At 60.5% G+C, this 16,059-nt stretch carries 14 protein-coding genes; 4 read left to right on the forward strand and 10 right to left on the reverse strand.

Annotated features, from left to right (window positions below):
* Nucleotides 1-147 precede the first annotated feature (147 nt).
* The 7 genes from WBP53_RS15290 to WBP53_RS15320 all read right to left on the reverse strand — a co-directional run bounded on the left by WBP53_RS15290 (nt 148) and on the right by WBP53_RS15320 (nt 6,997).
* On the reverse strand, nt 148-1,938 hold the full coding sequence (locus tag WBP53_RS15290) for an acyl-CoA dehydrogenase C-terminal domain-containing protein (RefSeq protein WP_423930447.1): 1,791 nt from the start codon (nt 1,936-1,938) through the stop codon (nt 148-150).
* 211 nt (nt 1,939-2,149) lie between these two features.
* The gene (locus tag WBP53_RS15295; RefSeq protein WP_423930449.1) at nt 2,150-2,593 is read right to left on the reverse strand and encodes a hypothetical protein; all 444 of its coding nucleotides are present in this window, start codon (nt 2,591-2,593) and stop codon (nt 2,150-2,152) included.
* 89 nt (nt 2,594-2,682) lie between these two features.
* Complete coding sequence (locus tag WBP53_RS15300; RefSeq protein ID WP_423930451.1) at nt 2,683-3,372, reverse strand: ATP-binding cassette domain-containing protein; 690 nt, start codon at nt 3,370-3,372, stop codon at nt 2,683-2,685.
* On the reverse strand, nt 3,365-4,054 hold the full coding sequence (gene modB / locus WBP53_RS15305; protein WP_423930453.1) for a molybdate ABC transporter permease subunit: 690 nt from the start codon (nt 4,052-4,054) through the stop codon (nt 3,365-3,367). Before modB ends, WBP53_RS15300 begins: the two co-directional genes overlap by 8 nt.
* Nucleotides 4,054-4,839 (reverse strand): molybdate ABC transporter substrate-binding protein, encoded by a 786-nt coding sequence (gene modA / locus WBP53_RS15310; RefSeq protein ID WP_423930455.1) that lies wholly within the window; start codon nt 4,837-4,839, stop codon nt 4,054-4,056. Before modA ends, modB begins: the two co-directional genes overlap by 1 nt.
* A gap of 70 nt (nt 4,840-4,909) precedes the next feature.
* Entirely contained in the window at nt 4,910-5,800 is an 891-nt protein-coding gene (locus WBP53_RS15315; protein WP_423930457.1) for a DUF1684 domain-containing protein, read from the reverse strand.
* Between the two features lie 90 nt (nt 5,801-5,890).
* Nucleotides 5,891-6,997 carry a hypothetical protein gene (locus WBP53_RS15320; protein WP_423930459.1) on the reverse strand — a complete coding sequence of 369 codons (1,107 nt, stop codon included), beginning with the start codon at nt 6,995-6,997 and terminating at the stop codon, nt 5,891-5,893.
* 230 nt (nt 6,998-7,227) lie between these two features.
* Between WBP53_RS15320 and recQ the strand changes: the two genes are divergently transcribed.
* The gene (gene recQ, locus WBP53_RS15325) at nt 7,228-9,042 is read left to right on the forward strand and encodes a DNA helicase RecQ (protein ID WP_423930471.1); all 1,815 of its coding nucleotides are present in this window, start codon (nt 7,228-7,230) and stop codon (nt 9,040-9,042) included.
* 16 nt (nt 9,043-9,058) lie between these two features.
* On the opposite strand, the gene WBP53_RS15330 is transcribed toward recQ, so the two are convergent.
* From WBP53_RS15330 to WBP53_RS15340, 3 genes are read right to left on the reverse strand one after another with little or no spacing between them, the layout of a single operon-like run.
* Nucleotides 9,059-9,895, reverse strand: coding sequence for a UDP-2,3-diacylglucosamine diphosphatase (locus WBP53_RS15330; protein WP_423930461.1), 837 nt, complete (start codon nt 9,893-9,895; stop codon nt 9,059-9,061).
* Nucleotides 9,892-10,623, reverse strand: coding sequence for a class I SAM-dependent methyltransferase (locus WBP53_RS15335; RefSeq protein WP_423930463.1), 732 nt, complete (start codon nt 10,621-10,623; stop codon nt 9,892-9,894). Before WBP53_RS15335 ends, WBP53_RS15330 begins: the two co-directional genes overlap by 4 nt.
* The gene (locus WBP53_RS15340; RefSeq protein WP_423930465.1) at nt 10,610-11,926 is read right to left on the reverse strand and encodes a DUF3419 family protein; all 1,317 of its coding nucleotides are present in this window, start codon (nt 11,924-11,926) and stop codon (nt 10,610-10,612) included. Before WBP53_RS15340 ends, WBP53_RS15335 begins: the two co-directional genes overlap by 14 nt.
* Before the next feature lie 32 nt (nt 11,927-11,958).
* Between WBP53_RS15340 and WBP53_RS15345 the strand changes: the two genes are divergently transcribed.
* The 3 genes from WBP53_RS15345 to WBP53_RS15355 all read left to right on the forward strand — a co-directional run.
* Entirely contained in the window at nt 11,959-13,728 is a 1,770-nt protein-coding gene (locus WBP53_RS15345; protein ID WP_423930467.1) for a lysophospholipid acyltransferase family protein, read from the forward strand.
* 57 nt (nt 13,729-13,785) lie between these two features.
* On the forward strand, nt 13,786-15,381 hold the full coding sequence (locus tag WBP53_RS15350) for a peptide MFS transporter (RefSeq protein ID WP_423930469.1): 1,596 nt from the start codon (nt 13,786-13,788) through the stop codon (nt 15,379-15,381).
* A gap of 118 nt (nt 15,382-15,499) precedes the next feature.
* The coding region (locus WBP53_RS15355; RefSeq protein WP_423930473.1) for a CorA family divalent cation transporter at nt 15,500-16,059 on the forward strand (560 nt) is incomplete at its 3' end.

Genomic DNA, 16,059 nt, shown 5'->3' on the forward strand with positions numbered 1-16,059 from the left:
GTCGTCGCCAGGGCGGAAGTTGGAAACCATCAACGAAACGATTGACCAGGCCGAGTATGAATTCGTCATCGTCGGTATCGGCGAGTCGAACATGAATATTGGCGACCGAATCCATCTTGCTATCCCCTGCGGGTTGTTGGAAATCGTCTAGCCGAACTGCTCGGCGGGCATGGCCATCAGTGTATCCGCACCGGCACGGATTGCGGCACCATGAGTATGGATTCTTGGCAGGATGCGGGTGAAGTAGAAGCGGGCTGTGTGCCGCTTGGCCTGCTTGAACTCCTCGGGCTGCGCAGAGCCATCCAGGGCAGCAATGCTGCGGGCCCAGCAATAGGCAAGTGCGACATAACCTGAATAGAACAGGTAATCGACCGCGGCAGCGCCGACCTCCTCGGGATTGGATTGCGCGTTCTTGGCAATCCCCTGGGTCAGGTCGCTCCATTCCTTGGTCACGATGGCCAGCGGTGCGATGAACTCGCCAAGCCCGGCCTTGCTCGTCTTGGCCTGGCAGAACTCGGAAATCTCGCCAAGGAAGTGCTTCAGGCCAGAACCCTGCAGGTGCAGGATCTTGCGTCCGAGCAGGTCGTTGGCCTGGATCTGGGTGGTGCCCTCGTAAAGCGTGGTGATGCGGGCGTCGCGGGAGAACTGTTCGACGCCGGTCTCGGTGATGAAGCCGTGGCCGCCGTAAATCTGCACTGCATCGTACGTCGATTCCTGGGCGAGTTCAGTGAGCAGGCCCTTGACGATCGGGGTCAGGAACGAGACCAGCTCCTCGCCACGCTTGCGTTCTTCTTCGGTCGGCGCGTGGGTCGAAATATCGTGCTGCATGTAGGCATACAAGGCCAATACCCGGCAGCCTTCGGCAAACGATTTCTGGGTCAGCAGCATGCGCCGCACATCGGCGTGCACGATCAATGGATCGGCAGGCTTGTCCGGGAACTTGGCTCCGGTTGCTGCGCGCATCTGCAGGCGGTTGCGCGCGTAGTCCAGAGAGTTCTGGTAACCGCGCTCAATGAGGCCGAGGCCCTGTACACCGACCGCCATGCGCGCGGTGTTCATCATGGTGAACATCGCGTTGAGGCCCTTGTTCGGGCCGCCGATCAACCAGCCTTCGGCAGCGTCGAAATTCATGACGCAGGTCACCGAGGCATGGATGCCCATCTTGTGTTCGATCGATCCGACTGCAAGCGAATTCCGTTCGCCAACCGATCCGTCTTTGGCCACCTTGAATTTCGGCACGATGAAAAGCGAGATGCCCTTGACACCGGGTGGCGCATCGGGAAGGCGAGCCAGGACCAGGTGGATGATGTTGTCGGTCAGGTCGTGCTCACCAGCCGTGATGAAAATCTTGGTGCCGCTGATACGGTAGCTGCCATCGGCATTCGGTTCGGCGCGTGTTTTCAGCAAGCCTAGATCGGTCCCGCACTGTGGCTCGGTCAGGCACATCGTGCCGGTCCAGCGTCCTTCGGTGATCGGAGTCAGGAACGCATCCTGCTGCCACTTCTCGCCGTGCACCTTGAGCGCCTCGCAGGCGCCGTGGGAAAGCATGGGAAAATTGCTCCACGACATGTTCGCGGCGTCGATGAGCTCCTTGAAGATCACGCCAATCGTCTCGGGCAATTCCTGGCCGCCGAACCTGGCCGGTGTCGTCAGAGCCGGCCAGCCGCCTTCGACAAATTTCTCATAGGCTTCCTTGAAGCCCTTCGGGGTGCGCACGCTGGCAGTGGCCTTGTCGAGTGTGCAGCCTTCCTGATCGGCGCTGGCATTGATCGGCGCAAGTACCTGCTCGGCGAAGCGGGCAGCTTCCTCAAGCACGGCATCGACGATGTCGGGCGTGGCTGATTCGAATCCTGGCAAGCGCTGGAACAACGCTTCGGCGCCAAGCACCTCGTTGAGTGCGAATCGGATGTCCTTGAGCGGTGCGTTGTATTGAGTCATGTCTGTTCCCGGGTATTTTTTTGCGGCCTTCAGCAGGGTGGGCGCTGGCAGGCTGTCGGTGTCTACTTGGCAGGCCTGTGAGCCCGCCTGTGCGGTCCACTATCCGCTGCTTTTTGACCGTTGGAACCACTTTGGGTCTGTAAAACGTAAAAATATGTCCTCGGACAGCCGAACTCTCGTCTCGGCTGGCGCTTCCCTGGACTCAGCCAGTTCAGCGCCAGGTGCCAGGCAGGCCTGGTGTCGGTGACAGGTGGCTCTTGCGCTCGAAGTCGAATGTGCCGGCTGGCTCGCTGCTTTCGATCTTTCCGTGCAGCCGATAGGCGATGCCGGTGTCTGCCGGGCGAACCATGCCAGTGGGTGCGAGGGTCACGGTGAAGACATCGGCGCTCTCACCTGGCACGTCCAGGGCAAGCCCGCTGGAAACCTGGCCGATTTCGCTCCCGTTGACTTGCAGCTCGGCATTGATCGAACTGAAGGTCATCGGCACATTGCTGAAATTCTGCACGCGGATCAGCAGCTTCCAGTTGCCATCGGCTTGTATCGTCAATTCCTGGATGCTGGCAGTGGGTGGGCTGACGCGCTTGACCGGGCCGCTGCCACACGCACTCAGGACCAGTGCAGTTATCGTTGCAAGAAGCAGGATTGGAAGTTTCATTGGGATCCTCAAACGATCGTTCGAATATCCCTAGCGTAGCGTGTTGGGGGCACACAGAAAAGACTCGCCACCGGCAGTTCGCGGGTTGATCAGCAGAACTTTGCCATCGAAGGCAGGTGTGTCGCGGCGAACACCTCGACATCCAGCTGTGCACGCACGGTGCCGGCTTGCACGAGTACAACCTCATCGGCCAGTGCGCAAACTTCGTCCGCCTGATGCGAAACCAGAACGGTGGCCACGCTCAGCTGGTGTTTCAGCTGGCGCAGGTGCTCGAGGACCTGCAGGCGCGCCTCGCGATGCAGTCCGGTGAGTGGTTCATCAAGCAGGAGTACACGCGGCTCGGCAACCAGGGCGCGGCCGATGGCGACCCGTTGGCGTTCTCCGCCTGAAAGTGTCGGAGGCTGGCGTTGCAGCAGCGGGCCCAGGTCGAGCAGTTCGACCAGATGATCGAATTGCCCGGCGTGCTGTCTTCGCGAGCGCGCCCCGTAGAGCAGGTTGTCACGCACGCTCAGGTGGGGAAACAGGCGACCGTCCTGGAATACATAGCCGGTTCCGCGTTCCGACGGCGGTACATCGATGCCGAGGGCCCGGTCCAGCACCACGTGTTCATCAAGCACGATGCGCCCCGTCTGAACCTCTAGCAGGCCGGCGATCGCGTCGAGAATGGTTGTCTTGCCCGCGCCCGAGTCGCCGAACAAGGCCAGGCAACGCGTTCGGCCGGCGAATTCGACATCGATGCGAAGTTCGGGGAAATCATGGCCCAGGCGTACTTCAATCACGGCGACGGCGCCCCCACAAGGCTCCGCCCATGGCGGCCGCCACGGCTGTTGCAGCGAATGCGACGATCAGGGCGACGACGGTCAGTCGCTGTACGCCGCCATCGCCATCCGACAGGCTCATCAATTCGTAGATCGCTATCGGCAAGGTGCGGGTTTCGCCAGGAATGCTGGACACAAACGTGATCGTTGCGCCGAACTCGCCAAATGCGCGAGCGAAGGCCAGGACACAGCCCGCGATGATGCCGCGCCTGGACAGAGGCACGACGATCGTCACGAATCGCCGCCAGGCACTGGCACCCAGGGTTTCAGCGGCCCGTTCAAGGCGCTGGTCGACCTGGTCGAAGGCGACACGAATCGAAAGCACCAGCAGTGGAAAACCCATCACCGCGGCGGCCAGCACGGCACCTGTCCAGCGAAACGCGAACACGATACCAATCTGGGCCAGCGCTTCACCGATCCAGCCGTGGCGCCCGAACAGGACCAGCAAGGCGTATCCGGTGACCACGGGGGGCAGGGTCAGCGGCAGGAACATCAGCGACTCGAGCAACAGGCGGCCGGGAAATTGCTTGCGTGAAAGCAGCCAGGCCAGGCCCAGTGCGAAAGGCAGTGAAACCACGACACTGATCGAAGCGACGCGCAGGCTCAGTCCCAGCGCGCTCCATTCCGCGGGCGTCAGGCTCATCACGGTGCAGGCTCTTCGAAACCGAATCGGGTGAAGATCGTCAGCGCCTGTGTTGACCGGAGCAGGGCAAGCAGTTCGCGCGATGCCTTGTTGTCGCCGCCACGCAGCAAGGCCACCGGATAGACAATGGACGGGTGGGTCGATGCAGCGAAGGTGCCGACCACCCTCACGCGATTTTCCGAGACTGCATCGGATCGATAGACGATGCCGAGCGGAGCCTCATTGCGCACGACGAAATTCAACGCAGCGCGTACATGAAGGGCGGGCACGATTCGATCCTCGACCTGGGTCCATACGCCCAGCGAAACCAGTGCTGCTCTTGCGTAGCGTCCGGCCGGAACGCTGGCCGGCTCGCCGATGGCAAGGCGCCCATCCGTACCCAGGGCACCTGCAAGATCGAAGCCCGGCTTGATCGCGAGTTCAAGCGGACTCGCTGCGGGTGCAATCAGGACGATGGCATTGCCGAGCAGGTTGCTTCGCGTTCCGGCAACAACGTGGCCGCCTTTCTCCACATGATCCATCCAGTCAGGATCCGCAGAGATGAACAGCGATGCCGGAGCCGCATGATCGATCTGACGAGCCAGCTGCGAGGTGGCTGCGTAGCTCACTGAAATGTTGCCGAGCGCCCGCGCTGCCGGCGTTTCGAGGATCGTATCCAGGGCAGGTTTCAGGCTCGACGCTGCGAACACCAGAACATCGGCGGCGTTGACCATGCCGCAAGCCAGTGACAGGCCCAGGCACGCGAGCCGGGTCAGGATGATCGATCGACGGGGGCGGATTGTCATCGGATCCGGTTGTTGCCTATCGACCGCGAACGGGCATGGCTATCGAGCGATACGCGTGTTGTGGCATGGGTTACTTGAGCGGACTCGAATAGACCATTTCACCCGCTTCGACAGGGAGTCGCAGCCGATTTCGTGCCGGTGCGGTCGGGCAGACGACGTGCGGAGACAGTGCGCATGGCGGGTTGTAGGCCTTGTTGAAATCGATCGTCACCTTGCCGTTCGCAGCCATCTCCGTATAGAGGAACCGGCCTGCACCGTAGGTTTGCTTGCCGCTGGTCTTGTCGGCAAAAATGAAAAACAGCGAACCATCATCCTCGAGCACGGGTTCTAGCGTGTATTGCTCGCCATTGCGCTCGAATACGGCCTTGCCCGGGATGCTGGCCTGATTCAGCGTATTGATGATGGTTACCAGTTCGATTTCGCGAGGCGGGTCGTACGGTATCCAATCGGCTTCCACGCGCCAGCTCGGATCGATCGGGAAGAAGTCTATGCCGTTGAATGCGCGTAGCGCCGGCGAGTCGGGATCCCGAAACCGCCAGCCGATAACATTGTCCATGGGCACGAGATAAAACCAGGCATCGCCAACGGTGACACGCGTGGGCTTGCCATCGGCTGCCTTGTCCTTGAGCACGACCTTGCCCTTGATGGGTTTGCCGTCAATCAGGGCGCCGCTGTCACGCGCGGCACTGAACCTCGCGGTGCCGGCCTTGTTGACGGTCAGGGTGCCTAGTCGCGCGGGTCCCTTTGGCAACACGATGTCATTGTCACTGGCGCTTCCCACGGTGCTTTTGCCGAGATTGACGATGCCGGAGCCAGCGTAGCTGAACCAGCCATCCGGCTTGTGCAGCGACTCGATGCGTTTCTCTCGCCATTGTTCGATTGATTGCGTGTAGTCGTCGGAGCTGAACGCCGGCGGTGCCCAGAGAAGCAGGGCGAGTAGCAGTGAGAAAAGAGTGCGCATGGGCCGGATCCTTCAACAACAAGGGCCCCAGTATAGGTGGGCAGCCCGGTGACGGACACCGCCACACCGCTGCCGTGGCCTGTGCCGGTGCTAGTCCGGGAGCTCCTGGGCCGATATCTCGAAGCCATGCTCGAAGATCACGTCGGCGACTACTACCGTGCTGCGCACGCAGTTCCAGGTTTCGGCAATGCGTGGTCCGGTATCGATGACTTCGAAGTGGCTGACCAGTACCGGTGTGGCACCGTTGCTGCCATTCCAGAATGTGTGGGCATTGATGCCCACGTCGTTCCATTTGGCCGTGGTATTGCGATCGGACTCGAAGGTCAGGGCGATATTGCCACCATCGGAAAGCACGATGCCGTAGCGCTGCATGGTTCGCAGGATCACCTGTGCCGCGGCGTTGTAACCTGACATGTCAAAGTTCGACTTCAGGCGCATGCGCACGCCATAGGGAACCGAACCGACCAGACCGCTCGGTCCACCGGCATGCGAAGCGGGCCTCACATACAAGCGTCCGCCGATACCGCCCAGCGAAGCATCCCTGGCCATGCTCGAATTCGGCAGGATGAAGCGGATCGCGTGGCCGAGATCGGAACTGGCGTTGCCCATGTTGGCAGCGACCTCGTCGGCATTCACGAGCAGGGGCGCAATCGGGAAACCCGCCGCATCGGAGCTGGTGCAGTGTTCGCCGCGTCCTTCAGGGGGGTAAACGGCGTTCAACTTCCAGACCACGAGGCAACGCGCGTTCAGCACGCCACCGGAATAGTTGCCCGAATACAATTCGTAAAGAAGATTGCCCTGGCGCACGATGAGGTGGCAATCCTCGTCATTGTTGTTGCAGCTGAGACCGCTCTGGCCTTCGAATGCTGCATCGGCTGGCACCGGCATGCTGGCTGGCAGTGCCTCGCAATCGGGTGAGTAATATTCGCCGGACCCGGCATGCGCAACGACGGAGCGCATCGGCGTTCCAGCCGCAGCGTGTGGATAGACATTCAGCGAGAAGTCGATCTGGAAACGATTGCCGTTGCCCCATCCGCCCAGGGTGCTGATCATCGAAGTCGAATCGGGATGCAGCGCCGCAGTAGAGACATTCTGGTGCCACACGGATCCCGGCGGGAAACGTGGCGGTGGATCGGCCAGTGCCGGATCCACCCACAGGCTGGTCAGGTAAATCAGAGCAAGAAATCTGCCTTTCATGAGTTCGACAACTTGCGGGAGTCCCGGCAGTGTGCGGCGAGGCCAGGGAAAATACTGCGCTTGGGTCGTCTGTTTCCGTTCATCCTGCCTGGTTCCCTGCAGCCTGCATTCGTCTGTAGGGCGGGGTCAGAAAGTTGCCCATGGTGCCGATTGTCGTGCCAGCGCGCTTCAGCTGTCGATCGATTCACAAAACTCCACGCCAAATGCATCCAACTGCTAGCATCGTCGGCATGTACGAATCGCCATTGAACATCCTCAACACGATTTTTGGTTATGCGGCCTTTCGCGGCGATCAGCAAGCCATCATCGAGCGTATCAGCGAAGGCGGCGATGCCCTGGTGTTGATGCCGACCGGTGGCGGCAAATCGCTGTGCTACCAGATTCCAGCCCTCTTGCGGCCCGGCACGGCCATTGTCGTGTCGCCGCTGATTGCCTTGATGCAGGACCAGGTCGAAGCCCTGCACCAGCTCGGCATAGAAGCGGCCTTTCTCAACTCCAGCCTTGATGCGAACGCCCAGCGCGTTGTCGAGCAACAACTGCGTACCGGTGACCTCAAGTTGCTCTATGTGGCCCCCGAACGGTTGATGACCGGTCGATTCCTCGATCTGCTGGGTCAGGTGGAGATCAGCCTCTTCGCGATTGACGAGGCTCATTGCGTTTCGCAATGGGGGCACGATTTCCGTCCGGAGTACCGACAGCTGACCGTCCTGCATGAACGGTTTCCGCAGGTGCCTCGCATTGCCCTGACCGCTACGGCTGATGTGCCGACCCGACGCGAGATCATCGAACGGCTCGGGCTTGAATCGGCGCGAAGTTTCGTTGCCAGTTTCGATCGTCCGAATATTCGCTACAGCGTGGTCGAGAAGGACAATCCGCGTCGTCAGCTGAAGGATTTTCTGACCAGTCATCGCGATGAAGCAGGCATTGTCTACTGTCTCTCCCGCAACAAGGTCGAGGCGACTGCGGCAGCGCTGGTCGAGGACGGATTCGTGGCCCTGCCTTACCATGCCGGCATGGATGCCGCTGCACGTGCCGGCAACCAGCAGCGCTTCCTGCGCGAAGACGGCGTGGTCATGGTTGCCACGATTGCCTTTGGCATGGGCATCGACAAGCCTGATGTACGTTTCGTGGTGCATCTCGATTTGCCCAAGAGCCTTGAGGGCTACTATCAGGAAACCGGAAGAGCCGGTCGTGACGGGCTCGCTTCGGAGGCATGGATGACCTATGGCCTCGGTGATGTTGTCACCTTGTCGCAATTCATTTCGAGATCCGATTCTGGAGAAGAGCGCAAGCGCGTCGAGCGCAGCAAGCTCAATGCGCTGATTGGCTACGCAGAGAGCACCGGCTGCCGTCGTCGCCAGTTGTTGAGCTACTTCGGCGAAGCGCCTTCGGACAGTTGCGGCAACTGCGACAATTGTCTCGATCCTCCGAAAACCTGGGATGCCACCGTTGCTGCACAAAAGGCTTTGTCCTGCGTGTATCGAACCGGGCAGCGCTTCGGCGTAAAGCACCTGATTGACGTGTTGCGCGGGGTGGATGGCGAGAAGGTAAACAAGTTCGGCCACGATCAGCTCAGCACCTTCGGTATTGGTGCAGAGTTCGATGACCGGCAATGGAGCGCGATCTTCCGCCAGTTGGTCGCAGCCGGATTGCTCGCTCCGGATGATGAAGGCTACGGCACCTTGCGCCTGGTCGATGCGAGTCGCGCAGTGTTGCGTGGCGAATGCGTAGTGCAAATGCGCCACGTCGCAGACAAGGTCGAGCGCAAGGCCAGGCAGAAAACGGACCGCAGTTCTCGTGCAAGGCAGAGTATCGACATCGCTCCGCACGAGTCCGCACTTTGGGAATCCCTGCGCAACACCCGGGCTCGTCTCGCCAAGGAGCAGGGCATTCCCGCTTACCGGATCTTTGCCGATGCCACGTTGCTGCAGATGTTGCGCGAGCAGCCGCAGTCACTCGGAGAGCTGGCCACGATCAGTGGCGTCGGTGAAAAGAAGCTTGCCAGTTATGGCGAGGATTTCCTCGGCGTCCTGACTTCGTTCTGAGCAGGATGCGACTGGTTCACTGCTCCATGCGTGCCGGCAATCCCGAATTGGCTGGCGCATTCGCCAGATCCTGCAGCGCCGATTGCAATTCCCTGTCCAGCGGTCCTGCGCCGGTTTTTTCCCACTCCACCAGTTCGAGTCGTCCATCGTGGTGCTCGACGATCGCGGTACAACTGTCCACCCAGTCGCCACAATTGACGTAGTCGATACCATCGACCCTGCGCATTGCGGCGACGTGGATATGTCCGCAGATCACGCCATCTAGGCCGCGTTCACGCACCGCTCGTGCCACCGAGCTCTCGAAATCCCCGATGAAGCTGACCGCAATCTTTACCTTGCGTTTGGCATAGCCAGCCAGCGACCAGTAACCCGGAATATCTAGCCGACGGCGAAGCCAGGATAGCCAGACGTTGATTCGTACCAGGCCGTTGTAGGCAATGTCGCCAAGTACGGCGACCCAGCGGTGGTAGCGGGTGACCTGGTCGAACTCGTCGCCGTGCAGGATCAGGTAGCGCTTGCCATCGGCCATGGTATGCACGTGTTCTCCGACCACGGCGATGTCGCCAATGCGAATGCCAAGATGCTCGCGCAGCGCTTCATCGTGGTTTCCGGGTATGAAATAGACCTGCTCGCCCTGGCGTGCTCTGCGCAGGATCTTCTGTACGACCGTATTCTGCGCCGGTGTCCAGCGTACCTCGCGCTTCATGGCCCAGAAATCGATGATGTCGCCGACCATGAAAAGGTTCTCGGCGGAATAGGCGCGCAGGAATTCGAGCAGGCGATCGGCCTGGCAAGCGCGGGTACCGAGGTGTACGTCGGAAATGAAGACGGAGCGTACCCGCGTGGACTTCACGGCTTGCGCCCGATGAACGAATAGTAGGGCACCCGCAGCAGTGGCAGATACGGCACTGCTGCGCAGGTTTCGGTCAACTCGCAGGTGGGCAGGATCGTGCACAAGGTCGGCAATTGCGCACTGTCGAGCCGCACACCGTCGTGTCCGAACCAGGTTGGCCAGAAGCGGCGCGTGAACCAGGAGTGATGGCTGCAACCGGGCAGTGGCTGCTCGCTGGCGACATAGAAATCAACGACGCCCAGCATGCCGCCCGGCTTGAGCATTGACACGGCATTGACGATGGCTGCGCGCCAGTTCGGGATCATCGTCAATGCGTAGGAAAGGATGACGACATCCGCGCTCTGCGAGGGCTTCCAGCAGGTCGCATCGCCATGGACGGCGTGCATCTGTGGGTAGGTGATCGCCCGCCTCCTGGCTTGTGCAAGCATCGGTTCGCAAAGATCGACAACCTCATAGCTCGCGATCCTGGATGCGCGATCGCCAAAGAATTCGATATTGCGTCCGGTGCCGCCGCCGAGGTCGACCAGTCGCGTGCCCTCGACCAGCGGAATCTTGGCGATCAGTTGTTCGCGTCCTTGCAGCAGGCGCTCGCGGAAACGATCGTAGGAATCGACTTGTGGCGCATAGAATGCGGCCAGGCTGTCTGCCTGGTTGGCCGACTTTGGCATCCCGCGCAGCATCGAGCACAGGATGGGAAAGTCGGCACGAATGGTTTCAAACCGGCGCATCGGCGATCACAAAGCCAGCGTAGGTGTGCACTCGATCAGTGGGTTGCAAGGCGTCGGCCATGTCGTCGTGGAAATTCAGGGTTTCGCGCAGGGTTCGGTTGCCCGGTCCAACCGTCAGCGCGTCCAGCCATTCCGGCCTGCTTTGCGCGCTGCGCAGGAGGATGCGTGCCTGCGGCGCGGCGCGTTCCAGGATGGCTTCCCATTCCTCGCGCAGTGCATCCGGATAGTAGGAACTCATCCAGTCCATGTGATCGAGGAGCACGAATCGGCTGATCTGCTCATCGGTTGCCTTGAGAAACGCGGTCACCGTGCTCGTGTGCACGCGGATGCTGTCGACCAGACCGCTCTTGAGGCGTTCGAAGTTTGCCGGCTTGAGGTACTCCGGACAGCATTCGGGTGAGTAGCGGCCGGTCAGGTAGACACGCCAGAAGTAGTTGTTGGTCAGCGGCAACTGGCGACACACGTGGCGGATCGATTCGTGGATGAATCCGGCGACGCCATTTTCGTGCTGCGCTTCGACCAGTCGGCGCTGCGGGTGTGGCACTCCCAGCAGGTTCATGACGAATTGACGCGAGATCAGCCAGTTCACTACCTTGCCCCAAAGCAAGGGAGACACACGTTCGTCATAGATGCGCCGCTGTTCTTCGAGGTCGCTGGCCGCTAGCAGGTCGTTGGTGGCTGCGTGCAATCCAGGCCTCGCGCGAAACCAGCCACGGGCAATGCGCGCTACCAGGCCGGAGAGTCCGTGGAAATAGAAGCTCCCCCGCCGGCTCGTGAACCAGTTCGCGTGCCGATCCCAGTAGTCCTGGGCGAAAGGCGAGAGTCCGGCGCGCAGACGTTCCAGGTAGAGGCACTCGAAGCGCGGGTGGTAGCCTTCGCCGAAGATGGCGAAGAAGTCTTCATGGGCGAGACTGCGAATACCCGCAATCTTGAGTTCGAGCAGTGCATTCTGGCGCGGGTTGGCATCCACGCAGTGAATGCGCCGCGGTGCGCGCAAGGCATAGTCGAGCGCATTGCATCCGGCGCTGGTGATCACGAGCATGGTGTCATCGTGGCCAAGCGCGAGCGCCTGGTTGTCGACGGCAGGATCTTCCCAGCAGGTGTTGTAAACGAGGTTGCGCGACCAGATCGCATTGAAAACGCGTCGGTCCAGGCGGTCGCGCAGGCTTGCCGGGGTAGCCACCAGTTTGGGCTGCATTGCATGTGCTTCCGAAGGGGCCATTTCGGGGCCCATCCTGATCGCCGACTGTGACAGTGGCGTGATGCAACTGGTCACGCTCATGAAACTTCCAATGCGCAGCATGCGAACCTCCAGTCAATCGGGATTCCCATTGCATGCTGAATCTTGAGTCGAGGATCCAGGCGCGCTTTCCACACTGGTTTTCAGGTCGTCGAGCCGGAATCACCCGGCCCCTGGTTCGATCCCTGGCAAGCCTGTCACGGATTGATGCAATCGAAGGCTTTCTTCGCGAGAACGCGCACCTGCGCGGCCTTGCGCTGGTCGAAGCTGCACTTGACTGGCTCAACTGCCGGTACCTTGTTGATCAGGTCGAGCGCGAACGCATTCCCGAAGCAGGCGCTGTCGTGATCGTAGCCAACCATCCGCTCGGTGGGCTTGATGCGCTGGTGCTCCTCGCCATGGTCGGCAGCGTTCGTCGGGATGTACGCATCGTGGCCAATGACTTCCTGTCGGCAGTCGAGGGCTTGTCAGACCTGTTCATTCCGCTGCGCATGCTTGGCGCGAAACCGGGTGCCGAGAGCCTGCGCAAGATCGACGCGGCGCTCGAACGTGAAGAGGCGATCATCGTTTTCCCGGCCGGCGAAGTCTCGCGAATGACGGCGCTCGGCATACGTGATGCGCCCTGGCGCCACGGCTTCCTGCGTTTCGCGGAACGTGCTGGCGCGCCGATTGTTCCGGTTCGAATCGAAGGCCGGAATTCGGCCCTGTTCTACGGCGTCTCTGCGTTGTTCAGGCCGCTTGGAACAACCCTGCTTGCACGTGAGATGTTTCAGCAGGAAAAGCGTCTTGTCATACGCGTTGGATGTCCGCGCGGCGTGGAGGAAATGATCGGCGGCATCCGCGATCGTGGCCGGACCAGCCGCGACGTGCGCAGCGCGGTGTATTCCATCGGTCGTCGCGATGATCGCTGGACATCCTCGATGGCACCACTGATTCATCGGCCAGCGATCGCGGCGATTCGCGCCGACCTCGATCGGCTCGAACTTCTCGGCGAAACGGCCGATGGCAAGCGCATCCATGGTGGACGTCTGGCCAGTGATTCGCCCTTGCTTCGGGAAATTGCGCGCTTGCGCGAGCTGACTTTCCGACGAGTTGGCGAGGGCACGGGAAAGCGCATGGACATGGATGCATACGACAGCTGGTACGACCACATCGTGCTCTGGGATGCACAGGCCAGCGAGATTGCCGGTGCCTACCGCGCGGTGCCCTGCGCCCGGGTGCTGGACACACGTGGTCAGAAAGGACTCTATACATCCAGCCTGTTCGCATTTGACGGCCATTTGCTGCCAACCATCGAACGCAGCATGGAACTCGGGCGCAGCTTCGTGCAGCCGAAATACTGGGGGACACGAAGCCTTGACTATCTATGGGTTGGTATCGGCGCGTGGTTGCGCCAGCACCAGGAGATCCGCTATCTGTTTGGTCCGGTATCGATCAGCGCCAACTTGCCGACCGAGGCGAGGGAGTGGCTGGTTGCCTACTACTCCAGATACTTTGGTGACAAGCAATCGCTGGTCCGCACGCCAAATCCTTTCCGCTATGTCGATGTGCCGCCTGATTTCGGTTCACTTGATGCGGACTCAGCCATGCCCATCTTGCGCAATCGTCTTGATGCGCTTGGTGTGCGCATACCCACCTTGTACAAGCAATACACCGAACTGTGCGAGCCGGGAGGCACCCGTTTCCTCGGATTTGGAGTGGATCCTGCGTTCGCGAATGCCATCGATGGCCTGATTCTCGTCGATCTGGCCAAGGTCAAGGCGAGAAAGCGGGATCGCTATCTGGGGCCTGTGGCTGTCCCGGGGCAGAAGGTGTCTCCGCGCAGCGTCGCTTGGCCATCGCCAGTGGAAGCACGGGTGGCCTGAGGCATCGCCAACAGCGGCATGGCTATACTCGGGTTCTGACTGTTGCAGGACTTCCGCATGTCGCCAGAGCTTCCCGCCGACCCATCGCCGTTGCGCGGTGCCGAATTCCTCGGCCATCCCAAGGGCCTTTACATCTGTTTCTTCACCGAGATGTGGGAGCGCTTCTCCTTCTATGGCATGAAGGCGCTGCTGCTGTTGTACCTGGTCAAGTACCACCTGTTCACTGATGACTTCGGATACAACCTGATCGGTGCATACGGCGGACTCGTTTATGCGATGCCGGTTATCGGCGGCCTGGTCGCGGATCGCTGGCTGGGCATGCGCAAGGCTGTCGTCTTCGGTGGTGTCCTGCTTGTGCTCGGGCATCTGGGCATGGCCTTCGAAGGTGACCAGGCCACCATGGTCGACGGCGTGATCACGCGCGATGAGGGGGCGTTGCAGGTCTTCTACTTTTCGCTTGCGCTGATCATCATGGGCGTTGGATTCCTCAAGCCGAACATTTCGACCATTGTTGGCCAGTTGTATCCGGAAAACGATCCGCGCCGCGACTCCGGTTTCAGCATCTTCTATGCCGGCATCAATATCGGAGCGACCGTGTCAGCCTTGCTCTGTGGCTGGCTGGGCGAAACCTATGGCTGGGGCTGGGGTTTTGGCGCTGCCGGCGTCGGCATGATCGCCGGCCTGGCCAATTTCCTTTACGGGCAGAAGTACCTGATGGGGTTCGCCGAGCCTCGCGATCCGGTCAAGCTGCGCGAACGCATGGTCGGTCCGCTATCTCGTGAACATGTCATCTATCTTTGCGCGCTGGCCGGCCTGTTCGTGGTCTGGGGTCTGATCCAGGCGCATTCCCTGATTCTCGCTATTATCCCGGGATTTTTCGAGCCGACACCGGTGGTGCTGTCCATGCACCTGGTATCCGTCTGCCTGTTCAGCGGCATCCTCTGGTTCATGTTCAAGCACTGCACCAGGGTCGAGCGCGACCAGATGTTCGCCGTGCTCACCTTCATCGGCTTCTGTCTGCTGTTCTTTACCCTGTACGAGCAGACCTACGGCTCCTGGGTACTGTTTTCCGATCGTGCGATGAACCACCAGGCTCTGGGCATCGAATGGTCGGCGAGTCAGCTGACCTTTCTGGGCGCATTCTTCATCCTCGTTCTTGCACCGTTCTTCGCCTGGTTGTGGCCGCGTCTGGAAACGCGCGGGCTCAATCCGAGCAAACCTGCCAAGTCGGCCTACGGACTGATTTTCGCGGGGCTCGCCTTCCTTGTGCTGGTCTGGAGTGCGCGCAACCCGGAGGCCAATGGCCTGACCAATATCTGGTGGTTCGTGCTGGCCTATTTCGTCCTCGAGATTGGCGAGATGCTGTTGTCACCCATTGGTCTTTCGGCGGTCACCCAGTTATCGGTGCCGCGCGTGGTCGGCCTGATGATGGGAGGGTGGTTCCTTGGGACCTCGTACTCGGAAATCCTTGCTGCCGAACTCGGCAAGTTGTCTTCCATCGAAATCCCGGAAGGAGCCGTGCTTGATGTCGCCGAAGCGCTGTCCAAGTACGATGATCTTTTCGTGTTTTCGGCCCAGATCGGAATCGGCAGCGGCATTGTCGTGCTGATCCTGACGCCATTGATCAAGCGTCTGATGCACGGCGTTCGGTGAGCGTGGCAGCAAGCCCGGATTGCCGGATCCATTTGTGGCGAGGATGATGCGCACCATGGAAAAGATCGCCAACCCGATACTCGCTTCCACTTGCGCCTCGCCGGTCGAAGCAGCCGCGATGGTTGCCAACTGCGTGGCCTACGACACTGATGGCAAGCGCATCGGTGATATCACTCTTGATGAGATCAGCGATGTACTCGAGCGTCCGGATACTTTCGTATGGGTCGGCCTGGTCGAGCCCGACGAGGCCTTGCTGGAGAAGCTGCAGGAGGAGTTCGGGCTGCATGACCTGGCTATCGAGGACGCACACAACGCGCATCAGCGACCGAAAATAGAGGCTTACGGCGATTCGCTGTTTATCGTTGCGCAGACGGCCCAGGTGGTGAATGCAGCGATCCAGTTCGGCGAAACGCATATTTTCGTCGGCAAGCGTTACCTGGTCACCGTTCGTCATGGCGCTTCGCTTTCGTACGCGCCCGCGCGGCGTACCTGCGAACAGTCGCCGGACATGCTGATCTACGGACCCAGCTACGCCCTTTATGCGGTACTCGATTTCATCGTCGACAACTTCATGCCGATCGTGCGCAGTTTCCGCGAGGATCTTCAGGAACTCGAAGAGGACATTTTTGAAGACACATTCAAGCGCGAAACGATCCGCCGGCTTTACAACCTGAAGAA

Origin of the sequence: Dokdonella sp., assembly GCF_049593775.1 — a bacterium.
Lineage (GTDB): Bacteria > Pseudomonadota > Gammaproteobacteria > Xanthomonadales > Rhodanobacteraceae > Dokdonella.